This window comes from Sulfitobacter sp. PM12 (genome assembly GCF_045586035.1).
In the GTDB taxonomy this organism is placed as follows: domain Bacteria; phylum Pseudomonadota; class Alphaproteobacteria; order Rhodobacterales; family Rhodobacteraceae; genus Sulfitobacter; species Sulfitobacter pontiacus.
This window is the reverse complement of the sequence record NZ_CP151529.1, coordinates 522,515-546,431: the sequence shown is the minus strand read 5'-3', so window position 1 is coordinate 546,431 and position 23,917 is coordinate 522,515. Positions and strand designations below refer to the sequence as shown.

Annotated in this window: 24 protein-coding genes and 2 riboswitches; of the genes, 9 read left to right on the top strand and 15 right to left on the bottom strand. The window is 62.0% G+C overall.

Going from position 1 to position 23,917, the window contains the following annotated elements:
- Window position 1: 1 nt before the first annotated feature.
- From petB to AADW22_RS02520, 4 genes are all read right to left on the bottom strand, one after another.
- Window positions 2–1,345 carry a cytochrome b gene (petB, locus tag AADW22_RS02535; RefSeq protein WP_005850964.1) on the bottom strand — a complete coding sequence of 448 codons (1,344 nt, stop codon included), beginning with the start codon at window positions 1,343–1,345 and terminating at the stop codon, window positions 2–4.
- 12 nt (window positions 1,346–1,357) lie between these two features.
- Window positions 1,358–1,918: a ubiquinol-cytochrome c reductase iron-sulfur subunit gene (petA, locus tag AADW22_RS02530; protein ID WP_037942947.1), complete on the bottom strand. Its 561-nt coding sequence runs from the start codon at window positions 1,916–1,918 to the stop codon at window positions 1,358–1,360.
- Window positions 1,919–2,094: 176 nt separating this feature from the next.
- Complete coding sequence (locus AADW22_RS02525; RefSeq protein WP_037944875.1) at window positions 2,095–2,706, bottom strand: glutathione S-transferase; 612 nt, start codon at window positions 2,704–2,706, stop codon at window positions 2,095–2,097.
- Window positions 2,707–2,774: 68 nt separating this feature from the next.
- Entirely contained in the window at window positions 2,775–3,398 is a 624-nt protein-coding gene (locus AADW22_RS02520; protein ID WP_407474181.1) for an FMN-binding negative transcriptional regulator, read from the bottom strand.
- A gap of 66 nt (window positions 3,399–3,464) precedes the next feature.
- Window positions 3,465–3,623: riboswitch (FMN riboswitch) on the top strand.
- Window positions 3,624–3,703: 80 nt separating this feature from the next.
- Here AADW22_RS02520 and AADW22_RS02515 point away from each other — a divergent pair.
- Window positions 3,704–4,138: a 6,7-dimethyl-8-ribityllumazine synthase gene (locus tag AADW22_RS02515; protein WP_005850960.1), complete on the top strand. Its 435-nt coding sequence runs from the start codon at window positions 3,704–3,706 to the stop codon at window positions 4,136–4,138.
- Between the two features lie 27 nt (window positions 4,139–4,165).
- On the opposite strand, the gene dxs is transcribed toward AADW22_RS02515, so the two are convergent.
- From dxs to AADW22_RS02490, 5 genes are all read right to left on the bottom strand, one after another.
- Window positions 4,166–6,094: a 1-deoxy-D-xylulose-5-phosphate synthase gene (dxs, locus tag AADW22_RS02510; RefSeq protein WP_009825808.1), complete on the bottom strand. Its 1,929-nt coding sequence runs from the start codon at window positions 6,092–6,094 to the stop codon at window positions 4,166–4,168.
- A gap of 16 nt (window positions 6,095–6,110) precedes the next feature.
- Window positions 6,111–7,049 carry a farnesyl diphosphate synthase gene (locus AADW22_RS02505; RefSeq protein WP_340244420.1) on the bottom strand — a complete coding sequence of 313 codons (939 nt, stop codon included), beginning with the start codon at window positions 7,047–7,049 and terminating at the stop codon, window positions 6,111–6,113.
- Entirely contained in the window at window positions 7,003–7,245 is a 243-nt protein-coding gene (locus AADW22_RS02500) for an exodeoxyribonuclease VII small subunit (RefSeq protein ID WP_005850957.1), read from the bottom strand. The genes AADW22_RS02505 and AADW22_RS02500 overlap by 47 nt, the downstream gene beginning before the upstream one ends.
- A 135-nt stretch (window positions 7,246–7,380) precedes the next feature.
- Window positions 7,381–8,082, bottom strand: coding sequence for a response regulator (locus tag AADW22_RS02495; protein ID WP_005850956.1), 702 nt, complete (start codon window positions 8,080–8,082; stop codon window positions 7,381–7,383).
- Window positions 8,079–8,591 (bottom strand): MarR family winged helix-turn-helix transcriptional regulator, encoded by a 513-nt coding sequence (locus tag AADW22_RS02490; RefSeq protein WP_005850955.1) that lies wholly within the window; start codon window positions 8,589–8,591, stop codon window positions 8,079–8,081. Before AADW22_RS02490 ends, AADW22_RS02495 begins: the two co-directional genes overlap by 4 nt.
- Before the next feature lie 160 nt (window positions 8,592–8,751).
- Between AADW22_RS02490 and AADW22_RS02485 the strand changes: the two genes are divergently transcribed.
- Complete coding sequence (locus AADW22_RS02485; protein WP_005850954.1) at window positions 8,752–9,621, top strand: branched-chain amino acid aminotransferase; 870 nt, start codon at window positions 8,752–8,754, stop codon at window positions 9,619–9,621.
- 82 nt (window positions 9,622–9,703) lie between these two features.
- Here AADW22_RS02485 and AADW22_RS02480 read toward each other — a convergent pair whose 3' ends face one another.
- From AADW22_RS02480 to aroC, 3 genes are all read right to left on the bottom strand, one after another.
- Window positions 9,704–10,651 (bottom strand): cyclase family protein, encoded by a 948-nt coding sequence (locus tag AADW22_RS02480; RefSeq protein ID WP_132997438.1) that lies wholly within the window; start codon window positions 10,649–10,651, stop codon window positions 9,704–9,706.
- Between the two features lie 111 nt (window positions 10,652–10,762).
- Complete coding sequence (locus AADW22_RS02475; RefSeq protein WP_037942940.1) at window positions 10,763–11,740, bottom strand: DMT family transporter; 978 nt, start codon at window positions 11,738–11,740, stop codon at window positions 10,763–10,765.
- Between the two features lie 101 nt (window positions 11,741–11,841).
- Entirely contained in the window at window positions 11,842–12,942 is a 1,101-nt protein-coding gene (aroC, locus tag AADW22_RS02470) for a chorismate synthase (RefSeq protein WP_278425338.1), read from the bottom strand.
- A gap of 92 nt (window positions 12,943–13,034) precedes the next feature.
- Window positions 13,035–13,134: riboswitch (TPP riboswitch) on the top strand.
- 34 nt (window positions 13,135–13,168) lie between these two features.
- Here aroC and thiB point away from each other — a divergent pair.
- From thiB to AADW22_RS02455, 3 genes are read left to right on the top strand one after another with little or no spacing between them, the layout of a single operon-like run.
- A complete protein-coding gene (gene thiB, locus AADW22_RS02465) occupies window positions 13,169–14,146 on the top strand; it encodes a thiamine ABC transporter substrate binding subunit (protein ID WP_407474180.1) in 978 nt (325 codons plus the stop codon).
- Entirely contained in the window at window positions 14,122–15,678 is a 1,557-nt protein-coding gene (locus AADW22_RS02460) for a thiamine/thiamine pyrophosphate ABC transporter permease ThiP (RefSeq protein WP_407474179.1), read from the top strand. The genes thiB and AADW22_RS02460 overlap by 25 nt, the downstream gene beginning before the upstream one ends.
- Window positions 15,665–16,357 (top strand): ATP-binding cassette domain-containing protein, encoded by a 693-nt coding sequence (locus tag AADW22_RS02455; RefSeq protein WP_064216267.1) that lies wholly within the window; start codon window positions 15,665–15,667, stop codon window positions 16,355–16,357. The genes AADW22_RS02460 and AADW22_RS02455 overlap by 14 nt, the downstream gene beginning before the upstream one ends.
- On the opposite strand, the gene AADW22_RS02450 is transcribed toward AADW22_RS02455, so the two are convergent.
- Genes AADW22_RS02450 through AADW22_RS02440 form a run of 3 tightly spaced genes read right to left on the bottom strand, consistent with a single transcriptional unit; the run spans window position 16,358 to window position 19,089 of the window.
- Window positions 16,358–16,942, bottom strand: coding sequence for an exopolysaccharide biosynthesis protein (locus AADW22_RS02450; RefSeq protein ID WP_278375051.1), 585 nt, complete (start codon window positions 16,940–16,942; stop codon window positions 16,358–16,360).
- Window positions 16,943–16,956: 14 nt separating this feature from the next.
- On the bottom strand, window positions 16,957–17,811 hold the full coding sequence (locus AADW22_RS02445; RefSeq protein ID WP_407474178.1) for an SDR family oxidoreductase: 855 nt from the start codon (window positions 17,809–17,811) through the stop codon (window positions 16,957–16,959).
- 12 nt (window positions 17,812–17,823) lie between these two features.
- Complete coding sequence (locus tag AADW22_RS02440; protein WP_407474177.1) at window positions 17,824–19,089, bottom strand: glycosyltransferase family 4 protein; 1,266 nt, start codon at window positions 19,087–19,089, stop codon at window positions 17,824–17,826.
- A 121-nt stretch (window positions 19,090–19,210) separates the two neighbouring features.
- On the opposite strand from AADW22_RS02440, the gene ade reads away from it, so the two are divergent.
- The 4 genes from ade to AADW22_RS02420 all read left to right on the top strand — a co-directional run bounded on the left by ade (window position 19,211) and on the right by AADW22_RS02420 (window position 23,907).
- Window positions 19,211–21,013: an adenine deaminase gene (gene ade / locus AADW22_RS02435; RefSeq protein ID WP_407474176.1), complete on the top strand. Its 1,803-nt coding sequence runs from the start codon at window positions 19,211–19,213 to the stop codon at window positions 21,011–21,013.
- A complete protein-coding gene (locus tag AADW22_RS02430) occupies window positions 21,010–22,473 on the top strand; it encodes an AMP nucleosidase (protein WP_005850943.1) in 1,464 nt (487 codons plus the stop codon). The genes ade and AADW22_RS02430 overlap by 4 nt, the downstream gene beginning before the upstream one ends.
- Window positions 22,474–22,602: 129 nt before the next feature.
- A complete protein-coding gene (locus tag AADW22_RS02425) occupies window positions 22,603–22,893 on the top strand; it encodes an HU family DNA-binding protein (protein WP_235183739.1) in 291 nt (96 codons plus the stop codon).
- A 144-nt stretch (window positions 22,894–23,037) separates the two neighbouring features.
- Entirely contained in the window at window positions 23,038–23,907 is an 870-nt protein-coding gene (locus AADW22_RS02420; protein ID WP_037942925.1) for a DMT family transporter, read from the top strand.
- The last annotated feature ends 10 nt before the right edge of the window (window positions 23,908–23,917 follow it).

The following is a 23,917-nucleotide window of genomic DNA, read 5'->3' as shown; positions in this document are numbered from 1 at the left end:
CTTACTCTGCTGGCTTGACCAGCGTCTTGGTGCCGCCGGTTTTTGGCGCGTAATGCGCGTCAAAGTCGGCTTCGATGGTTTCAGGCTGCGGCGCTGGTTTCTCGATCACACCCAGAAGCGGCAGGATCACCAGGAAGTATGCGAACCAATAGGCCGACGCGATCAGCGAGAAGCTGGCATAGGGCTCTTCCGCAGGCATGGCACCCAGCCACATCAGCGCGAAGAAGTCGATCACCAGCAGCGCGAACCACCATTTGAACATGGGACGATAGCGACCCGAACGCACCGAGGATGTGTCCAGCCAAGGCACCAGTGCCATCACCGCGATCGCACCGAACATCGCCAGAACACCAAAGAACTTGGCGTCGATGATGCCACCGGTCACGAAGGACGCAATCTGAACAACCCAGACTTCGGCAGTAAATGCACGCAGGATCGCGTAGAACGGCAGGAAGTACCATTCAGGCACGATGTGTGCAGGCGTCGAAAGCGGGTTCGCCTCGATATAGTTATCGGGGTGGCCCAGATAGTTCGGCATGAAACCCACGATCGCAAAGAAAACAACCAGGATCACGGCCAGCGCGAACAGGTCTTTCATCACGAAGTAGGGCCAGAAGGGCAGCGTGTCTTTCTCTGCGTCTTCCTTGCTTGTGCGACGGACCTCGACCCCTGTGGGGTTGTTGTTCCCGGTGGTGTGGAACGCCCAGATGTGCACGATCACCAGACCGGCAATCACGAAGGGCAGCAGGTAGTGCAAGCTGAAGAAACGGTTCAGCGTGGCGTTATCGACCGCAGGCCCGCCCAACAGAAGCGTTTGCAGGCTTTCCCCGATGAACGGGATCGCACCGAACAGACCGGTGATAACCGTAGCGCCCCAGAACGACATCTGACCCCAAGGCAGAACATAGCCCATAAAGCCGGTTGCCATCATCAGAAGATAGATCAGCATGCCGACGATCCACGTGATTTCACGTGGCGCTTTATACGACCCGTAGTACAGGCCGCGGAAGATGTGCGCGTAGACCGCAACAAAGAACAGCGACGCGCCATTCATGTGCAGATAGCGCAGCATGTAGCCGCCGTTCACGTTCCGCATGATGTGTTCAACGCTCGAGAACGCGACATCGACATGGGGTGTGTAGTGCATCGCCAGCACGATGCCGGTCACGATTTGCAGTGCCAGACAGAACGTCAGAACAATGCCCCAGATCCACATCCAGTTCAGGTTCTTCGGTGTCGGGATCATCAATGTGTCGTACAGCAGCCCGACAACGGGAAGACGGGTGTGCAGCCACTTCTCTCCGTTAGATTTCGGCTCGTAATGGTCGTGAGGAATTCCAGCCATTCCCGTTCTCCCTTAACCTAGTTTGATCGTGGTTTCATCCACGAATTCTGCGATTGGCACCGGCAGGTTGCGCGGTGCTGGCCCTTTGCGGATACGGCCCGCAGTGTCATAGTGCGACCCGTGGCAGGGGCAGAACCAGCCGCCAAAGTCGCCTGCGTCGCCCAAAGGCACGCAGCCCAGGTGGGTACAGACGCCCATCATCACCAGCCAGTCTTCTTTACCGGCCATGGCGCGGTTTTCATCCGTCGCGGGGGCACCGGCTGCGATGTTGGCGTTCTCGGCGCCCGGATCGGGCAGCTCGGACATTTCAACGTCACGTGCCTTGGCGATTTCTTCTTCGGTACGGCGGCGGATGAACACCGGCTTACCCAACCATTTGACCGTGAGCTGTGTACCTGGCTCAACAGCGGATACATCGACGCGGATGGACGACAGCGCCTTCACATCTGCGGATGGGTTCAACTGATTGACCAATGGCCAGACTGCCGCGCCGACGGCGACCGCACCTGTACCAGCTGTGGCGTAATAGAGGAAATCCCTCCGGGTGCCTGCGTGATCTTCTGCTTGGGACACGGGTTAACTCCAAATCGAGGGCCTGACGGCCATTAAATCAAGGGGCGGCGCTGACGCACCTCCCACAATTCTTTTGGTTACTAGCGGGCTGCGTCGCGCACGTCCAGATACCTTTGTCGCGCAAACCGTCGCAGTGTTGCATTCCTTCAAGGGTGCAGACCGGATTTTTTGCGCTTTTATCCTGCCGGAGGGGCAGTGGCCTGCATGGATGCACGCGAATCAAAGCGGCGCGCCCAATCGGCCAAGGCGTCGTTTCCCTTGCGCCAATTGCGCGCGTCATGCCGGAAATCAAGGTATCCCAAAGCACAGCCGACGGCGATCTGCCCCATATCCAGAGGACCGGAAAGCTGACTGATCCAGCGTGTATTCAGCGCCGCGCACGCCCGTTCGATCTTGGACCACTGCCCCTCGACCCATTCTGGCATCTGCTTGCCTTCGGGGCGCATCCGGCCCTCGTAGACCATCGATAGCGCCGCATCGAGCATACCATCCGCCGTTGCCTCAAGCGTCAGCGTGTCCCAGCGGCGGCTGCCCGTGGGATAAAGCTTGCCGCCCGCGCGATCATCCAGATAGGCGCAGATCACACGGCTATCATACAGTGCAGGCCCCTCGTCGCGCACCAGTGCCGGGACCTTGGCCAGCGGGTTGTTCGGCAGCAGCGCGGCATCAGGCGCCAGCGGCGTCGTCGAGATATTTTCAAGCGTCACATCTTCGATCTGGCCGGTTTCGTGCAGCAATACCATGACCTTGCGGACATAGGGTGATGTCGGGGAATAGGATAGTTTCACGGGTGTCTCCTCCTCGGGGTTCAGGCGAACTATCAACGTCATCCGCGCGCGGTGCAATCGCTTGTTGATCAGGTGCCTTTTGCCGCGCGCATCTGGTCGGCCAAACTGCCTGTTCCCGCGCCAAAGCCGTGCGCCTCTACCCCGTCGGCAGCGGCCAGTCGCACCGCATCGGGTTTATTCTGGCTCAGCTTCCACGTCCCGTCGACGCCGGTGATCCGCATCCGGCAGGGCACGATCATGCGCATCATTTTCTGCAGGGTCAGGGGGTTCATCTTGGCGGTAGTCCACGGCGGCTTGGGCAGCAGGCGGTCCTCGAACCAGGCAGACTGGCGATCCAGCAGGTCCAGCAGCTCTTCCTGCGGGCGCAGTTCCAGCGTGCCGGTCAGATGCACCGCCACATAGTTCCACGTCGGCACCTGATCGTCGATGTCGTACCAGTCGGGCGAGACATAGCTATCGCCCCCGCTGATGGCGAGTTTGACCGGCAGCGCGGGCTTGAGCGCCCGCGCAATCGGGTTTGACCTGACCAGATGCAGATCCGCCTGATCCCCTGCTTCGTTCAGCAAAAACGGGACATGGCTGATCAACGGGCCGTCGCTGCCATTGGCTGCAAGCACGCCAAAGCTGCGGTCGCGGGCAAAGGCGATGTTCTTGGCGGTGTCGGCGCCGTGGTAAACGGGATTCGGGTGCATAACGTAGGGTCCAAACTGCAAACGCGCTTTTGGTATTGCAGACGCGCCCCTGCCTTGGCAACGTATCCCTATTCTCAGGGCGGGGCGCAATTCCCCACCGGCGGTATGTGGCCCGAGTGCCACGAGCCCGCGAGCGCTGGCGACATCCCTTCGGGATGCGCCGGGTCAGCAGATCTGGTGAGATGCCAGAGCCGACGGTCATAGTCCGGATGAAAGAGAATGCGTTTGTTGCGGCCCCTTGGGGCCGTCCGCAATCGTGATCGCCTTGGGTGACTTGTGTCGCTGACGTAAAAAAGGAGATCACTATGACACACACCCGCTACGCCTTTGTAAAAGCACGCTGGCACGCCGATATTGTAGATCGTGCCTATGACGGGTTTTCCGAAACCATCCCCGCAAGCCAGATCGATGTTGTCGATGTCCCCGGCGCGTTCGAAATGCCGCTGATGGCGCAGACCTTGGCCAAATCCGGCAAATACGATGCGGTGATCTGCGCGGCCTTCGTGGTCGATGGCGGCATCTATCGGCATGATTTCGTGGCGACAGCCGTGGTTGACGGGTTGATGCGCGTAGGCCTTGATACGGGCGTGCCCGTCCTCTCGGTGTCGCTAACGCCGCACCATTATCAGGAAACCGACCACCACAATGCGATCTACCGCGCGCATTTCGTCGAAAAGGGCCGCGAGGCCGCTTCGGCAGCGCTTGGCATCGTCGCGGCGCGTCAACTGCTTGACGCGTAAGACGGGTTTACCGCGCGGGCCTGTGCGTCAGGCCCGCTGCGCCCCGATGCTGGCGATGCCCAGCACATCCAGCACTTTGGCCTCGATATGTTCGGCGTTCATCCCCGCGACCGCATACATATCCGCGGGGCTCGCCTGATCGATAAAGATATCGGGCAGCACCATAGACCGGTATTTCAGCCCTGCGTCGAACACGCCCTCATCCGCCAGAAGCTGTGCCACATGGCTGCCAAAACCGCCGACTGCACCCTCTTCGATGGTGATCAGCGCCTCGTGATCGGCGGCCAGCGACAGGATCATCTCGCGGTCAAGCGGCTTGGCAAAGCGGGCGTCGGCAATGGTCGGCGTGATGCCCTTGGCCCGCAGCGCCTCGGCGGCTTTTTCCACCTCTGACAGGCGCGTGCCAAAGGACAGCAGCGCCACACGCTTGCCCTCGGCGATGATGCGCCCCTTGCCGATCTCCAGCGGTTCGCCGCGTTCGGGCATGGTCACGCCCGCGCCTTCGCCCCGCGGGAAGCGGAAGGCAATCGGCCCGTCGTCATAGGCCGCCGCCGTGGCCACCATATGCACCAGCTCTGCCTCGTCTGCGGCGGCCATCACGACGAAATCGGGCAGGTTCGCCAAAAACGCCACGTCAAAGGCGCCGGCATGAGTGGCCCCATCCGCCCCGACCAGCCCCGCGCGATCAATCGCGAAGCGCACCGGCAAGCGCTGGATCGCCACGTCATGCACCACCTGATCATAACCGCGCTGCAGGAAGGTCGAATACATCGTGCAGAACGGCTTCATCCCGCCCGCTGCCAATCCGGCAGAGAATGTCACACCGTGCTGTTCCGCGATCCCCACGTCAAAGCACCGGCTGGGGTAGCGTTCGGCGAAAAGGTTCAGCCCTGTCCCATCCGGCATCGCGGCTGTCACGGCGCAGATCTTGTCGTCTTTTGCGGCCTCGGCGATCAGGCTGTCCGCAAAGACGCGGGTATAGCTGGGCGCGTTTGACGGCGCTTTCTTCTGCTCGCCCGTCAGCACATTGAACTTGGCGGTCGCGTGGCCCTTGTCACGGGCGGCTTCGGCGGGGCCATACCCCTTGCCCTTTTTGGTGATCACATGGATCAGCACCGGCCCCGTCGCCCGCGCCTTGACCGTGCGCAACACCGGCAGCAGCTGGTTCAGATCATGCCCGTCAATCGGCCCGAGATAGGAAAACCCAAGCTGTTCGAACAACGTACCGCCCACGGCCATGCCCTTGAGCATATCCTTGGCGCGCTTGGCCCCTTCGCGGAACGGGCCGGGCAACATGCTGACAGCGCCCTTGGCCGCGGCTTTGAAATCCTGAAACGGCTCTTCGGCATAAAGACGGCTGAGGTAGGTCGACATCGCCCCCACCGGCGGCGCGATCGACATCTCGTTGTCGTTCAGGATGACGAACATCCGTTTTTTCAAATGGCCCGCGTTGTTCATCGCCTCATAGGCCATGCCCGCCGACATCGACCCATCGCCGATCACCGCAATCGCATCGCCCAGACCTTCGGGGACATTGCCGCCCAGATCACGCGCCACCGAAAAGCCCAAAGCCGCGCTGATAGAGGTCGAAGAATGCGCAGCACCAAAGGGATCGTAGGGGGATTCACTGCGTTTGGTAAATCCGCTCAACCCGTCTTTCATACGCAAGGTGCGGATACGGTCGCGGCGTTCGGTCAGGATCTTATGCGGGTAGCACTGGTGGCTCACATCCCAGATCAGTTTGTCCTTCGGCGTATCGAACACCGAATGGATCGCGACCGTCAGTTCAACCACGCCCAGACCCGCGCCCAGATGGCCGCCCGTCTCTGATACGGCAGAAATCGTCTCTGCCCGCAGTTCATGGGACAGTTTCACCAGCTCTGCATCCGAGAAATTCTTCAGATCGGCAGGGCGGTTCACCCGGTCCAAAAGGGGCGTATCTGGTCTATCGGTCATCTGGCTCTCCACCGGATCAGCTTTTGCGGGCAATAACGAAGCGGGCCGCGTCTCGCAAGGTTTCGGCGTCACTGCCGTAGGGGGACAGGGCCTCGCAGGCAGCATCGACAAGATCACGGGCGCGGGCGCGGGCGGGGTCCAGCCCCAGCAGCGACACAAAGGTCGCCTTGCCCGCATCGGCATCCTTGCCCACGGCCTTGCCCACCGTGGCGGCATCGCCTTCGACGTCAAGAATGTCATCCGCGATCTGGAACGCCAGCCCGAGGTTGCGCGCATAGCTGCGCAGCGCGGCGGCATCATCGCCCGCCATCACCGGCCCCGCCGTCGCGGCCCATTCGATCAGCGCACCGGTCTTGCCGGCCTGAAGCGTTGTGATCTGGTCCAGCGTCAGCGGCTGGCGCGCGGTTTCGGCGGCGATGTCCATCGCCTGCCCGCCCACCATGCCGCGCACTCCGGCAGCCCGCGCCAGCCCCGTGACCAGCGCAACCCGTTCAGCGTCGCCGCAGCCCGTTGCCGCGACCAGTTCAAACGCCAATGTCTGCAGCGCATCGCCCGCCAGAACCGCCGTCGCCTCGTCCCACTTCACATGTACCGTGGGTTGACCCCGACGCAGGGCGTCATCATCCATGCAAGGCATGTCATCATGCACCAGCGAATAGGCGTGCAGCGCCTCGATCGCGCCGGCGGCGGGGGCGGCCTGCGCGTCCATCACCCCGTGCAACCGCGCGCTTTCGATCACTAGAAAAGCCCGCAGGCCCTTGCCGCCTGTCACGGCATAGCGCATCGCCTCGGCCACGGTGCCGTCCAACCCGCCAAGCCCGTGCAGGATCTGGCCAATCGCCAGATCCGCAGCATGAGGCATGGCCGCATGAAACGGTTTGCGCGTCAGCTCTGTCTCAAGCGAGATGTCAAACCCCGCCAACGGGAGCCACTCCGACAGGGTTGCCGTCGCCATCCAGCGTGATCTGCGCGACTTTCTCTTCGGCTTCCTTCAGCTTGGTCTCGCAGCGTTTCTTGAGCTTGGCCCCGCGTTCGTAAAGCGAAATGCTTTCATCCAGCGCCACATCGCCCCGTTCCAGCTGGCCCAGAACCTTTTCCAGTTCGGCCATCGCTGCCTCAAAGCTCATCTCTTCTACCGGAGTATCCGTCATTGCCGTGAATCCCATCAATCAAACTTGGCCTGACCATAGCCCGCCCGCGCCATGGCTTCCAGTGACCGTGCCGATTTCTTGGGCGCAAATTCTCTTACGCCACGACACCACATTTACCGCCAAGGCAGCGGGTGATCAGTCGGGGGCCAGCATATAGCCCGCGCCGCGCACGGTTTGCAGATAGCGGGGCTGTTTGGGATTGTCTTCGATCTTGCGGCGCAAACGGGTGATCTGCACATCGACAGCACGTTCCTGCGCCTGCCCGCGGTCACGGCCCAGTTCCTCCACCAGTTTTGACCGGCTCAGCGCGGCACCCGGTTGGGCCGCGAAAATGCGCATGAGCTGGATTTCGGTGGCGGTGAGCCGCACCAGATCGTCGCCCTGCCACAGCTCTCCGCGTTCGATGTCATAGCGGATCGGCCCCATCGACAGCACCTTGGGCGCGGTATCAGCCACGCGGGTGTCGGGCATACGCCGCAGGATCGCGTTGATCCGCAACAGCAGCTCTTTGGGTTCAAACGGTTTGGCAAGGTAATCATCCGCCCCCGCTTCCAGCCCTTCGATCCGGTTGCCCGTCTCGCCCTTGGCGGTCAGCAGCAGGATCGGCGTTTGCATGTCTTCGCGCAGGCTGCGGGTCAGGCTGAGACCATCCTCGCCCGGCATCATCACATCCAGCACGATCAGATCAAAATCCAGCCCCGCCAGAATACGCCGCGCATGGGCCGCGTCGCGGGCCGAGGTCACAAGGAACCCGTGCCGCATCAGGAACTTCTGCAACAGCGTACGAATACGTTCGTCGTCATCGACGATCAGCAGGTGTGCGTCGGCCTCGTTCACGCGCCGTTTTCCTTCAGACGGGTGTAACAATGGTGCATTTCGGGGTCCATCATCGCCTCTAGCACGGTGCGAAAACCGGCGACCGCCTCGGGGCCCGCGTCGCGGAACGCACTGCGCATCCGCATCCGTTGTGCATCAGACAATGTCTGTTCGAGCGCGCGCCCGGCGTCAGTCAGATACAAGTGCCGCTCCCGCTTGTCTGCTTTTCCCACTTGGCTTTTGACAAGACCATCGGCGATCAGCGTGCGCAATACACGATTAAGGGATTGTTTTGTAACACCCAAAATCCCCAGAAGGTTGTTTACCGTCGTGCCCGGTGCCCGGTTGATAAAGTGGATCGCACGGTGGTGCGCACGGCCATAGGCCATATCCACAAGGATCTTGTCAGGGTCGGCTGTAAAACCGCGGTAGGCAAAGAACATCGCCTCGATCCCCTGCCGCAGCTGTTCATCCGTCAGGAACAGCAGGTTCTCGCCCGTGTGTGATGATGGGCCGCGTCCGTCTGCCATTATACTCTCCCCTTGCTGCGCCAAGAGCTTACGTCAGCGTTATTGACTTTCCAAGAGTCAAAGGCTATCGAATCCCATGTTTTGCGTAATTATATGTCTACACGCAGCGGGTTTCACGCAATTTTCATAAATCCCGAGGTGCTTTGAGGAAGGATACATCATGGACGGCGCATACGACGATCGCGACGGCAAAATCTGGTTGGACGGTAAAATGGTCGATTGGCGCGACGCCAATGTCCACATCCTGACCCACGCCATGCACTATGCGTCATCGGTGTTCGAGGGCGAACGCTGCTACAATGGCAAGATTTTCAAAGGCCGCGAGCATTCGGAACGGCTGCGCAAATCGGCGCAATACCTCGATTTCGAAATCCCCTATTCCGTGGACGAGATCGAAGCCGCGAAATACGAAATGCTCAAGGCGAACGGCTGGACCGATGCCTATGTCCGCGCGGTCGCGTGGCGTGGTGCCGGCCCCGACATGGGGGTCTCGGCGGCGCGCAACCCTGTACGTCTGGCCATCGCGGGCTGGGAATGGGGCAACTATTACGGCGACGCCAAGATGAAGGGCGCCAAGCTCGACATCTCGAAGTGGAAGCGCCCGTCGCCCGAAACGATCCCCGTGCACGCCAAAGCAGCGGGCCTGTATATGATCTGCACCACCTCCAAACACGCGGCAGAGGCCAAGGGCTGTTCCGACGCGCTGTTCATGGACTACCGTGGCTATGTGGCCGAAGCGACCGGCGCGAACATCTTTTTCGTCAAGGACGGCGAAGTGCACACGCCACTGGCCGATTGCTTCCTCAACGGGCTGACCCGTCAGACCGTTATCGGGATGCTCAAGGAAAAGGGCCTGACCGTGCACGAACGCCACATCATGCCGGAAGAGCTGGAAGGCTTCGAGCAATGCTGGCTGACCGGCACCGCGGCCGAGGTCACACCCGTCGGACAGATCGGCGACTACACCTTCGAGGTTGGCGCGCTCACCCGCGAGATTTCGGAAGACTACGAAAAGCTCGTCCGGTCCTGAACTGCCCCATCAAAACAAACGGCGCGAGGGGATCTCCCCCCGCGCCGTTTTCATATCCGCACCTGCGGTGCAGCAAGTCGTGTTAGTATAGCGCGACCGGATTGATCATGGCCTGTACCGTGCCTTTGATCAGCGGCTGCCCGAGCACAAACATGAACTCTTGCACGCCTTCCGCGACCAGCGGTCCTGTGTTCATCGTCTCCAGAATATAGATGCCGTTGTCCTTGAGCAGTGTGACATGGCCATAGAACACCTTGTCCCCCTCCTTCGGTGGAATGGCTTCTAGGCCCCATGTGTCCGCGCCCACGGCCATCGGGTTCATCGACGCCATAAACACCGCCCCTTCGTTGTTCAGCCCCGGTTCGGTGGACCCCCAGGCCGTCGGGTCGCTTTCCATCATGCCGTCGGTCCAGCCCGTGTGAAACAGCACGATATCACCTTCGTTTACCGTGATCTGCTGCGCCTCCATCGCGGCGGTAATCTCTGCCTCGCCAAAATGCTCACCGGCGGCCAATACATCCTTGCCCATGTGCTTGGCCATATCGATGATCACGGCGCGCCCGACCAAGGGCGGCACGGCATGCGTTCCCAACTTGGTCAGGCCGCTGATTGCCGAGATTTCCTTTTCGTCCAAACAGTTATAATACATCCCGTCTTCGCCCAGATGTCCAAGCCCGTCCAACTGCGACCCGATACCGATCCAGGTTTGCAGCAGATCGTCGTTATAATTGCCCTCATAGCCAAAGGACGACAGCTTTTGGCCGCCGTGCTGGTTCGGCTGGACCACCTGAAGGCTGAGCGAACGGGGCGGGAAGGCAGGTGTATCCGGCCCGATCACGATCCCGAGCGGCATCGATTTGCCCTGCTTGATCAGCTTGGCGGCCTGCAACGTGCGCTCGGTCGAGATCAGGTTCGCCGATCCCAGCTGGTCGTCAGGGCCCCAATGCGAATGGTCACAGTCTTGCGCCCATGCGGCAGATGCCCCGACACCGATGGACAAGGCAGTTGCGATAATCTTGGTAAATTTCATCTCTCTTCCCTCCCAGAAAACAGGGTGCAGCACCGACAGGATACCCGCTGCTCCACACCCCAGAGGGTTAGGCTAACATGAAATTCAATCAGGGCACGTAATTTCAACCGATCAGCTGGGCGTCCCCTGTGGTGTGCTGCTGGCCTTGGATTTGGATCGATCAAGCCCCAACTGCCGTTCCCGCCAGATGATCGCGGCACCGCCGGCGATGACCAGACCGGCACCGATCAGGATAGCAGGCGTCGGGATTTCGCTGAAAAGCACCCAGCCGATCAACACCGCGAACAGCATAGAGGCATAGTCGAATGGGGCGAGCATCGACACCGGGCCAAAGCGGTAAGAGGCCGTGATCATGATCTGCGACACCCCGCCGATCATGCCCGACAGGATCAACAGCGCCGAGACTTGCCAACCGGGGTTCACCCACCAAAGCGGCTCCCAGTTGATCACCATGCCTGCGGGCAGCGTGAGGAACGACAGGCAGGTCGCGGTAAGCGAGAAATAGAACACGATGGCCGCCGTGCTGTCGGTTTGCACCAATCGGCGCACGTGGATCTGGACAAGCGCGCGCATGATCGACGCGGCAACCACCATCATCGCCCCCAGCATGGCAAGCTGCGACACGCTATCCCCGCCTACGGTAAAGCGGGGGTACAGAACGATCAGCACGCCGATCAACCCCACGGCCACCGCAGACAGTCGGAACACACGCACCTGTTCGCCCAGAAATATCGCGGCGAAGATTACCGTGAAAAGCGGCGTGGCATAGCCGATCGCGGTGACCTCTGGCAGAGGCAGCAGGCTAAGCCCGGCAAAGGTCAGCGCCATCGCCGTGGTCCCGAAAACGCCGCGCCAGACGTGGCCCATCAGATTGCTGGGCTTCAGCCCGTCGCGCAGGTCGCCGCTTTGCCATAGCCACAGGATGATCATCGGGAAGGCAAAGAACGAACGGTAAAACACGGCTTGGGCGGCGGGCACGGTGGCCGTCGCGATCTTGATAAGGGCCGCCATGACCGAGAACAGAAAGACCGCCCCCAGTTTAAGGGCGATGGCCCGGCCGGGGCGGTGCTCTGTCGTGGTGCTTTGCATGGCGCATGCTTGCGCCTGCAGGTTTCAAGTTGCAAGACCCAGCGTCAACTTGCACGTCGTATTCCCGCCAATATGCAAAAAATCCAAGCGTTCCGCGCGACTTAGCCGATGATGCCGCGGTTTTCGCCGACCTGACCGCGGTGCAACAGCATATGGTCAAGCAGGACGCAGGCCATCATCGCTTCGCCCACCGGCACGGCGCGGATGCCGACGCAGGGGTCATGGCGGCCTTTGGTGATGATCTGCGTATCTTCGCCGGTCTTGGTGATTGTCTTGCGCGTGGTCAGGATGCTTGACGTTGGCTTGACCGCGAAACGTAGCACGATGTCCTGACCGGTGCTGATGCCGCCCAGAATACCGCCCGCGTGGTTCGACGAATAGACAGGGCCGTCGGGGCCCATGCTGATCTCGTCCGCGTTCAGCTCTCCGGTCAGCATGGCGGCGGACATGCCTTCGCCAATCTCCACGCCTTTGACGGCGTTGATGCTCATCATCGCGGCGGCAAGATCGGTGTCGAGCTTGCCATAGACCGGCGCGCCAAGGCCCGCGGGCACGCCGCGCGCTGTCACCTCGATGATCGCACCGACGGAGGATCCGGATTTGCGCAGACCGTCCAGATACGCCGCCCAGTCATCGGCCGCTTTGGCGTCGGGCACCCAGAACGGGTTCTGTTCGATCTGGTCCCAATCGAACGCATCGCGGTCGATCTTGTGCGGGCCCATCTGCACCATGTAGCCGGTGATCTGCACATTCGGCGCAATCGCCTTGATCGCTTCGCGCGCAAGGCCACCCGCCGCCACACGCGACGCGGTTTCACGTGCCGAGGACCGCCCGCCCCCGCGATAATCGCGGATGCCGTATTTCTGGAAATAGGTGATGTCGGCGTGACCGGGGCGGAACTTGTCCTTGATGTCACCGTAGTCTTTCGACCGCTGGTCGGTGTTCTCGATCATCAGCTGGATCGGCGTGCCGGTGGTGACACCTTCGAACACGCCCGACAGGATCCGCACCTCATCCGCCTCGCGGCGCTGCGTGGTATATTTGTTCTGGCCGGGTTTGCGCTTGTCCATCCAGTGCTGGATCATCTCTTCGGTGATCGTCACACCGGGGGGACAGCCGTCCACCGTGGCCCCCAAAGCAGGCCCGTGGCTTTCGCCCCAGGTGGTCACGCGGAAAAGATGGCCAAAGCTGTTGATCGACATGGGCGGTGCTCCTTTGGCGGTGATCCTTAACGGGGGCTGCACCATGCCTCAAGGGGTTTCACCTTGCGCGCGGGCGACAGGCGTTCTACCGATAAGACACCTCGGGGGGCCTGACAGGCTGAGATGTGCGCGCACGGACCCGTTGAACCTGAACCGGTTAACACCGGCGGAGGGAAGGTCTGGATACACCTCCAACGCTTTCTGACGCCGCATTTTGGAGGATGCCATGAAGTATCTTACACTTGCTGCCACCACGCTTTTCGCCACGCAAGCATGGGCCGAGACGCCCGAACTGGTGGTCTATACCTACGACAGCTTTGTCGCCGAATGGGGCCCCGGCCCTGTGATCGAAGCGGCCTTCGAGGCCGAATGTGCCTGCGATCTGAAATTCGTCGGCATGGGCGATGGCGCGGCGCTGTTGGCGCGGCTCAAGCTGGAAGGCGCGCGGTCTGACGCCGATCTGGTGCTGGGGCTTGATACCAGCCTGATCGCGGCGGCCAAGGAAACAGGGTTGTTCGCGCCCGCCACAGTTGATGCGGATTATGACCTGCCGGTCACATGGGAGGATGACAGCTTTGCCCCCTATGACTGGGGCTATTTCGCCTTTGTCCATAACGCTGATCTGACCCCGCCCGCGAATTTCCGCGCTCTGGCCGACAGTGACCTCAAGATCGTGATCCAGGACCCGCGGTCCTCTACCCCTGGTCTGGGCCTGCTGATGTGGGTCAAGGAGGCTTATGGTGACGAGGCCCCTGCGATCTGGGAAGGTCTGACAGATAATGTCGTGACCGTGACCAAGGGCTGGTCCGAAGCCTACGGCCTGTTTCTTGAGGGCGAGGCCGACATGGTGCTGAGCTATACCACATCCCCCGCTTACCACCTGATCGCCGAAGAGGACGCGACCAAAGCCGCCGCGGCCTTTGACGAAGGCCACTACATGCAGATCGAAGTGGTCGGCAAACTGGCGGGCAGCGACCAGCCCGAGCTGGCCGGTCAGTTCATGCAGTTCATGGTATCGGACGCGGCGCAATCGGTGCTGCCCACGACCAACTGGATGTACCCTGCCGTCACGCCCCAAGGCGGGCTGCCCGAAGGCTTTGAACAGTTGATCGAACCGGGCAAGGCGCTGCTGATCCCAAGCGATGACGTGCCCGCCCTGCGCGAGGAAGCATTGGCCGAATGGCTCTCCGCGCTGTCGCAATAAGCACGAAAACCGGTATCAGCGCCGCCGTTCTGGTGGCGGCGCTGATCCTTGCTGCGGTGGGGGCGGTGCTGTGGCGGGCCGAGTTCGGCAGCGGGCTTGGCCCGGCCGATTGGTCCGCGATCCGGTTTACCGTGTTACAGGCCGCGCTTTCCGCCCTACTGTCTACCGCGCTGGCGATCCCTGTCGCCCGCGCCTTGGCGCGACGGCGCTTTGTCGGGCGCGGGCTGCTGGTCACGCTGCTGGGGGCACCGTTCATCCTGCCGGTGATTGTCGCCGTGCTGGGGGTGCTTGCGGTCTTTGGCCGCGCGGGCTGGCTCAATGCGGCGCTGGCGGCGGTCGGATTGCCCGGCATCACGATCTACGGGCTGCACGGCGTGGTGCTGGCGCATGTCTTCTTTAATCTCCCGCTGGCCACGCGGCTGTTGTTGCAGGCGTGGCAGACCGTGCCCGCGGAACGGTTCCGGCTGGCCGCACAGCTTGGCCTGACCCCGCGCGCGGTATTCTGCAGCATCGAGCTTCCCCTCCTGCGGCAAATCCTGCCCGGCACCGCAGCGTTGATCTTTGTGATCTGCCTGACCAGCTTTGCCGTGGCGCTGACCCTCGGCGGCGGCCCCCGCGCCACGACGATCGAGCTTGCGATCTATCAGGCGTTCCGTTTCGACTTTGACCTGAACCGTGCAGCCCTGCTGTCGCTGGTGCAGCTTGGCCTTGCGGGCAGCACCGCCGCGCTGGCGCTGTGGATCATCCCCGCGATCAGTCTGGGCGGCGGGCAGGACCGCCCCCTGCACCGCTGGGACGCACGTGGTGGGCTGCAACGGTGGCTCGACGCGCTGTTCATCACGTTGGCGGCGGGGTTTCTGCTGCTGCCCCTGACCTCGGTCGTGCTGCGCGGGGTGATCGGCCTGCCGCAAATGCCCGCCAGCGTGTGGCAGGCAGCGGGCACCTCACTCACCGTGGCGCTGATCAGCGTGGTGGTCTTGCTGGCCTTGGCCCTGCCCCTTGCCGGATGGATCGCGACCCGCGCCCGCGGCGGGGTAGAGGCCGTGGGCCTCTTGGGGCTTGCGGCCTCTCCGCTGATGATCGGCACCGGCTGGTTCATTCTGATCAACCCTGTCGCCAGCCCCTTTGCGCTGGCCCTGCCCGTCACGGCGCTGGTCAATGCGCTGATGGCCCTGCCCTTTGCCCTGCGTATTCTGGTGCCCCGCCTGCGCGACACGGTGCAGATCTATGGCCGGCAGGCGCAGATGCTGGGACTGACCGGCTGGCCGCTTTGGCGCTGGCTGATCCTGCCACGCTTGCGCCCGCAGATCGGCTTTGCCGCGGGGCTGACCGGTGCCCTGTCGATGGGAGATCTGGGGGTCATCGCCTTGTTCGCCGACCCCGACAGTGCCACCCTGCCGCTGCAAATGTACCGGTTGATGGGGGCCTACCGGATGGAGGCCGCGGCCGGTGCGGCCCTGATCCTGCTGGCGCTGTCACTTGGGATTTTCTGGATATTCGACAAGGGAGGGCGCTGGCATGCTGACGCTTGAGACCGCACAGATCACCCAGGGCAGCTTTACCCTGCACGCCGACCTGACCCTTGCGCCCGCGCAGACCTATGCGGTGATCGGCCCCTCGGGTGCGGGAAAATCCACCCTGCTGGGGGCGCTTTGCGGGTTCATTCCGCTCAGGTCCGGCAGGCTGCTGTGGCAGGGCAAAGACATCACCCAAGCCGCCCCCGGTGCGCGGCCGATGACGATGCTTTTTCAGGACAACAACCTCTTTCCCCATCTCAGCGTGATGCAGAATGTGGGGCTGGGGCTGCGCCCCGACCTGCGGCTCGGCTCTGCGGAACAAACCCGTGTACACGAGGCGCTTGATCGCGTCGGGCTGCAGGGGATGGCTGCCCGCAAGCCTGCCGAGCTTTCCGGCGGGCAGCAAAGCCGTGTGGCCCTCGCACGGGTGCTGGTACAAGCCCGTCCGCTTGTGCTGCTCGACGAACCCTTTGCCGCACTTGGCCCCGCCCTGCGCAACGACATGCTGGATCTGGTGGCCGCCCTCGCCGCAGAGACCAAAGCCGCGTTGATCATGGTCACCCACGCCCCCGAGGACGTACGCCGTATCGCGGATCAGGTGATCTTTGTCGAAGGTGGCACCGCACATCCGCCGCAGCCTGCCGCAGCGCTGATGGACAACCCGCCCGACGCGCTGCGCGCCTATCTGGGGTAATCAGAAAATGACGGCGTAGAAGGTCAGCGATGTCAGCAGGATCGTCAGATACCCCAGCAGCACATAAAGCCCGTCGCGGGTGAACAGACCAAAGGCGAACAGCGCCACCGTTCCGCCCCCGAAGGACGACGCGAAGGGCACGAATTCAAGCAAGGGCCAACCCACAGGCAGGATCACGCAGGTCACCAACGTCAGCAGACGCATCGGGCCTGTCGTCAGAAACTGGAGCCTTTTGCCCGAGTGGCGATCAAAAAACGCCGCGGGCTTGCGCAGCCACCGTACGCAGAACAGCAACCGCGATGACTTGACCTCGCGGCGCAGCAGGAACTGCGGCAACCACAGACGTTTGCGCCCATAGACCGCCTGCGCCGACAGCACGATGATCACCATCGCCATGAAACTGGACACGCCAAAGACACCGGACAGCGGCGACACCAACAGCAGCGCGGCCAGCAGAATGAACGGGAGCAGGGACCGCTCTCCGAATTCGTTCAGCACATCGTTGATCGTGACCGTGTCGCGGCTGGCCGCTTGCTCCATCCCGTCCAGCAGATGGGTGAGGCTACGCTCCTCGATATTGTGCATATACCCCCCAAAGGTCAGCTGTCTTGTGCAAGCAATGCCGCCAGCCCGGCCCGATAGGTGGGGAACTGCGGTGCCCAGCCTAACGCCTGCTTGATACGGTCGTTCCGAACCTTCTTGCTTTCCGCGTAAAAGCTGCGGGCCATGGGGGTCATATCGGCCTGATCAAAGGGGATCGCGGGGGGCACGGGCAGGCCAAGCAGCGCTGCCGCGTGGGCGATCACGTCTTGCGGTGGCGCGGGGTCATCGTCGCACAGATTATAGACCGCGCCCGGGTCGGGCCGCTGCAAGGACAGTTCAAGCGCTTGGGCAATATCCTCGACATGGATACGAGAGAAGACCTGCCCCGGCTTGATGATCCGCCGCGCCGTTCCGGCCCGCACCTTGGCAAAGGGGCCGCGTCCGGGGCCATAGATCCCTGCGAGGCGAAAGATATGCAGCGGCAGATCGGGGATCGCCTGCCACCGTGCCTCTGCCGTGACACGGGCGCGCCCGCGCTTGGTCGATGGTGTCAGCGGCGTGTCCTCGTCCACCCAATCGCCGTCGTGGTCACCGTAAACCCCTGTTGTCGACAGGTAGCCGACCCACCGCAGATCGGGCGCGGCGCGGGTGACTGCATCCTCGACCGCATTCAAAACCGGATCGCCTGCGCTGTCCGGTCCGGCCGAGACGAGCACATTGGGAAACTGCGCGATCAACGCCCCCAGATCGGCCCCCGGCCAGACGACGGGTTCAACGCCTGTGTCCGCAATGGCATCTGCCTTATCGGGACTGCGCGTGGTGCCGACGATGCGCCAGCCCTGCGGCACCAGCCGTGCGGCAAGGGCGCGCGCGCTAAAGCCATGCCCGATCGACAGCAGCGTTTTCTCCATGAGGCGTCCTTTCTATGTGGTGGGGGTCCGGGGCAAGGCGATCCGCTGCCCCTCGGGGACCAATGCATTCATCTGCGCGATATGTTCCGGCAGGCATTTGCTCAGGAAGTCATAGGTCTCGACCACATGTGCCCGCGCCGCCGGCCCCAGATGCGCATAGGCCGCCGGATTGCCCAACACTTCCGCCACCTGATCGCCCAGCGCATCGGGATCGAAGAAATCGCATAGCAGACCGGTTTCGCCGTGGGTAATCGCCTCGCGCACGGGGGCCACGTCAGAGCCGACGATCGTCGCGCCCATCGCCATCGCCTCGAGCAGGGACCACGACAGCACAAATGGCATGGTCAGATAAAGGTGGCAGCGGCTGATCTGAATAACCCTCTGGTAATCCTCGTAGGACAGCTTGCCCAGAAAATGCACCCGCGACCAATCAACGTGCTTGCCCACCTCTGCCTCCATCTCGGCACGCAGTCCCCCGGGGTGTTTGCTTTTGCCGCCATAAGAGGTGTCGTTGCCCCCCACCACCAACACCCGCGCATCGGGGCGTTGTTTCAGAATGCGTGGCAATGCGCGCATAAACACATGAAAGCCCCGCGTGCGTTCAAGGTTGCGCGACACAAAGGTCAGCACCTCGTCATCCTTGGTCAGGGCGCGATCCATCCGCCCCAGCTTGAGCGTCACCGCCGGATCGGGGCGCAGCTGGTCTGTGCGTATCCCGTCGTGGCAGACATAGAGCTTGCGGTGAAAGCTTTGCGGAAAACGGTCACGCTGCCAGTAGGTCGGGCTGAGCCCGATATCGACGGTTTCGATATTGGCCAGCGGCACGGCATTACGCGCGTGCAACAGAAAGGGGGTATTCTCGGTCACGGGGTCTTCGGGATCGAACCCCACAGGGCCGCCGGTATCGCTGTAGTAATACTCGAAGAAGCCGATGATCGGGACATCGGGCCAGATCTGCTTGAAAAACGTCAGCTCCCCCCAGCCCACATGCCCCACCACGATATCGGGCTTGAACCCTTCGCGGGTCTCGATCTGTTTGGCCGCGCGGGCGGCCCCCAAGCCGTTGCCGGTAGATTCCTCCCAGTTCTTCGACAGCCCATAGGCAGTCTCTGCCGGTCTGTGATGCGCCTTGTAGACCCGTGTCTCGACGCCATCAAAACGGGGCGGATTTTTGCGTTGGGTCAGGAAATAGATCTGGTGTGTGCGTTGATCGGCCAGCCATTGCACCAGCTCGCGGTATTGGCCGGGCATATTCTGGTGCACAAACATGATCTTCATGGGGTCGCCTTATGTCCTGTCGGTTGCAGACAGTTAGCCCAGTCAGCACGGACAGTGCAAACGCCACGGCGCTGGACGGCTCTGGCTTGAACCTCGGGCGATCTTCGTGTCAACGTCAGGTATGAAAGAACACACATTCCCCTCGTGGCCCGATGTGGCCGATCAACTGGTCGCTGTTGCGGCAGGACGCAGCGCTGCGGATACGATTATCACCGGCGGTATCTGGGTCAACGTCCACACACGCGAAACCCTGCCGGACCATGATATCGCGATCAAGGCGGGGCGCATTGCCTTTGTCGGGCCGGACGCCAGCCACTGCAAAGGCGACACGACCAAGGTGATCGAGGCCAAGGGCCGCTATATGATCCCCGGCCTGTGTGACGGGCATATGCACATCGAAAGCGGCATGCTGACGCCGGCGGAATTCGCCCGCGCTGTGATCCCCCATGGCACCACATCGATGTTCACCGACCCGCATGAGATCGCCAATGTGCTGGGGCTGGAAGGCGTGCGCATGATGCATGACGAAGCCCTGATGCAGCCGGTGAACATCTTCACCCAGATGCCGTCCTGTGCGCCGTCCGCCCCCGGTCTGGAAACCACCGGCTTTGAAATCACGGCAGAGGATGTCACCGAGGCCATGCACTGGCCCGGTATCATCGGTCTGGGCGAGATGATGAACTTCCCCGGTGTGACCGCGGGCGACCCCAAGATGCTGGCCGAGATTGCCGCAACGCAACGCGCGGGCAAGACCGTGGGCGGGCACTATGCCTCCCCCGATCTGGGGCCCGCCTTTGCGGCTTATGTCGCGGGCGGCCCTGCGGATGATCACGAGGGCACCTGCGAGGCGGATGCCATTGCGCGGATGCGTCAGGGGATGCGGTCGATGATCCGGCTGGGGTCCGCGTGGTATGACGTTGAAACACAGATCACCGCGATCACCGAAAAAGGCCTGGATTCGCGCAACATGATCCTGTGCACCGATGACTGCCATTCCGGCACCTTGGTGAATGACGGTCATATGAACCGCGTGGTGCGCCATGCCATCGACTGCGGCTGCGATCCTTTGGTCGCGCTGCAAATGGCGACGATCAACACCGCGACCCACTTTGGGCTGGAACGCGAGATCGGATCGCTGACGCCCGGGCGGCGGGCCGATGTGATCCTGACCTCTGACCTCGAAACGTTCCCCATCGAGACGGTGATCGCAAGGGGGCAGATCGTGGCAGAGGATGGCGCGTGTCTGGTAGACTGCCCGCATTACGACTGGCCGCCCCATGCGCGGCAGACCGTCAACATGGGCAAAGCCCTTGGCGCGGATGATTTCCAGATCACCGCACCTGCGGGGGCCAATGCCGTCACCGCCAATGTGATCGGCGTGGTCGAGAACCAGGCCCCCACCCGCGCGCTGAAATTCGAGCTGCCGGTGACCGAAGGGCGCGTGCAGTCCACGGGCGAAGTGTGCCAGATCGCGCTGGTCGAACGGCACCGCGGCACCGGCACTGTCGTGAATGCACTTGTGTCGGGCTTTGGCTATCAGGGGCCGATGGCGATGGCGTCCACCGTGGCGCATGACAGTCACCACATGATCGTGGTGGGCACCGATACCAAGCATATGGCGATGGCCGCGAACCGTCTTCGCGAGGTCGGCGGCGGGATCACCATCTTCAAGGACGGGGCAGAGCTGGCCATGGTCGAACTGCCGATCGCCGGCCTGATGTCCGACAACCCCGCCTCCGAGGTCGCCGCCAAGACCGAGGCGATGATGCAGGCGATGCGCGACTGTGGCTGCACGCTGAACAACGCCTATATGCAGCATTCGCTTTTGGCGCTTGTTGTCATTCCCGAATTGCGCATCTCTGACCTCGGCTTGGTCGATGTGCGCAGTTTTGAATTTATTCCTTTGTTAGAGCCTGTTTCATGACCAGAATCCTGACCCCAGACGCCCGTCCCGCCGAACAGTTCACCGATGCTGCTGCCGCCGTTGCACGGCTGATCGAGCTATACAGCCAAGCGACAGGCTTCCTGAGCGCGCATTTCCAGAAGGCGATGGACAGCGCCGCCCCGGAAACGCGGATCAGGGCCTTCTATCCCGAGATCCGGTTTACCACCTCCAGCTATGCGCAGGTGGATTCACGGCTGTCGTTCGGCCATGTGTCGTCCCCCGGCACCTTCTCGGCCACGATCACGCGGCCGGAATTGTTCAAACATTACCTGACACAACAAATCCGTCTGCTGATCGAAAACCACGGCCAGCCCGTGACCATCGCGGTATCCGACACGCCAATCCCCGTGCATTTCGCGGTCAGCAATGACGACAGCGTGACGATCCCGCAGGAAGGTGCCGCGGATTTCACCCTGCGCGATGTGTTTGACGTGCCGGACCTGAGCACAACCAATGACGACATCGTTAACGGCACCTATCTGCCGCTGGACAACGTGCGCCCGCTGGCCCCCTTCACCGCGCAGCGCGTCGATTATTCGCTGGCACGGCTGACGCATTACACCGCGACCGATCCCGAACATTTCCAAAGTCACGTGCTGTTCACCAACTACCAGTTCTACGTCACCGAGTTCGAGGAATACGCCCGCGCCATGTTGCGTGACCCCGATAGCGGCTACACGTCCTTCGTCTCTACCGGCAATGTCGAGATTTCGGACGGCGACGCGCCGCTGCCTGCGTCGGTCAAGACTCCGCAGATGCCGACCTACCACCTCAAGCGCGCGAACGGGTCCGGGATCACGCTGGTCAACATCGGCGTCGGCCCATCCAACGCGAAAACCGCGACCGACCACATCGCCGTGCTGCGGCCCCATGCGTGGCTGATGGTCGGCCACTGTGCCGGTTTGCGCAACACACAGGCGCTTGGGGATTTCGTGCTGGCGCATGGCTATCTGCGCGAGGATCACGTGCTGGACGACGACCTGCCGGTCTGGGTTCCGATCCCCGCGCTGGCCGAGATCCAGATCGCGCTGGAGGACGCCGTTGAACAGGTCACCCAGCTTGAAGGCTACGAGTTGAAGCGGATCATGCGCACGGGCACCGTTGCCACCATCGACAACCGCAACTGGGAATTGCGCGATCAATCCGGTCCGGTGCAACGGCTCAGCCAGTCGCGCGCCGTGGCGCTCGATATGGAAAGCGCCACGATTGCGGCCAACGGCTATCGGTTCCGGGTGCCTTACGGCACGCTTCTATGCGTCTCGGACAAACCCCTGCATGGCGAGTTGAAGCTGCCCGGTATGGCGTCCGATTTCTACAAAACGCAGGTCGCACGACACTTGATGATCGGTATTCGCGCGATGGAACAGCTGCGCGATATGCCGCTAGAGCGGTTGCATAGCCGAAAATTGCGCTCGTTTGACGAAACTGCCTTTCTCTAAAGGCCGAAATCGGCTGAAAATAGCATGTTTTCGCGGTTTCTTGCGACCTATTCGTTGTGTTCAGCCACAACATACCGTTACATTCTGCGCGTGAGGCCCTAATCCGGGCGGACGAAGGAGAAAAACAAGATGGCAACTAAACCAATGACAAAAACCCAGCTCGTCGCGGCTTTGGCTGAGGAAATGGGCGAAGACAAGAAAACAGCAAGCGCGGCACTGGACGCGGTTTGCGCGTTGATCACCAAAGAAGTCTCCGGCGGTGGCGCTGTGACACTTCCCGGCATTGGCAAAATCTACTGCCGCGAACGCCCCGAGCGTATGGTGCGCAACCCTGCCACCGGCGAACAGTTCAAGAAAGACGCGGACAAGGTTGTTAAGATGACCATCGCGAAAGCGCTGAAAGATAGCGTTAACGAATAAGACTGATCACAGTCTGTTCTGACAAAGGGTCGCCCACGGGCGGCCCTTTGCGTTTGGCGCAGGTCTGCGTTGCGCTGAATGCGCTTGCCCCTGTCGGACAACTGCGGAAGTCTCCGCCCACTGGAAAACCTGAAAGGCTCCCTCATGGATATACGTGCAATTCTCATGGGGCTGGCCTTCGCCGTCATGTGGTCCTCTGCCTTTACATCGGCGCGGATCATCGTCGCGGATGCGTCCCCCTTGATGGCTTTGTCGGCGCGGTATCTGATCTCTGGCCTGATCGGCGTGGGGGTCGCGCTGGCGCTTGGACAGACGTGGCGGCTGACGCGCGCGCAATGGCGGGCGACGATCATTTTCGGCGTGCTGCAAAACGCGGTCTATCTGGGGATGAACTTTGTCGCGATGCAGACCGTACAGGCGTCACTGGCGGCGATCATCGCCTCGACCATGCCGTTGCTGGTCGGTCTGGCGACATGGCTGTTTCTGGGGGAAAAGCTCAAGCCGTTGGGCATTGCAGGGCTGATCGCGGGTGTGATCGGCGTGGCCATCATTATGGGGGCACGGATCAACGGAGGCGTCGATCTGACGGGGTTGGTGCTATGCGGCGTCGGTGTGGTCGCGCTATCAGCGGCGACCCTGCTGGTGCGCGGTGCGACCTCTGGCGGGAACTTCCTGATGGTGGTGGGCTTGCAGATGCTTGTCGGCTGCGTCGCGCTATCGATTGCGACCTTGCTGTTCGAGACGCCGCACATCAGCCCAAGCTGGCCACTGGCGCTGGCGTTCCTTTATACCTGTCTGGTGCCGGGGCTGCTGGCGACGGTGGTCTGGTTCTGGCTGGTCAACCGTATCGGAGCCACCCGCGCCGCGACCTTCCATTTCCTCAACCCGTTTTTCGGGGTGGCGATTGCCTGGCTGTTGCTGGGCGAACCGCTGGGGGTTCAGGATATCATCGGCGTCGCCGTGATTGCCTTGGGTATTCTCGCGGTTCAGGTCTCGCGGCAGCGCAGGGCCTGACCTGCAAGCC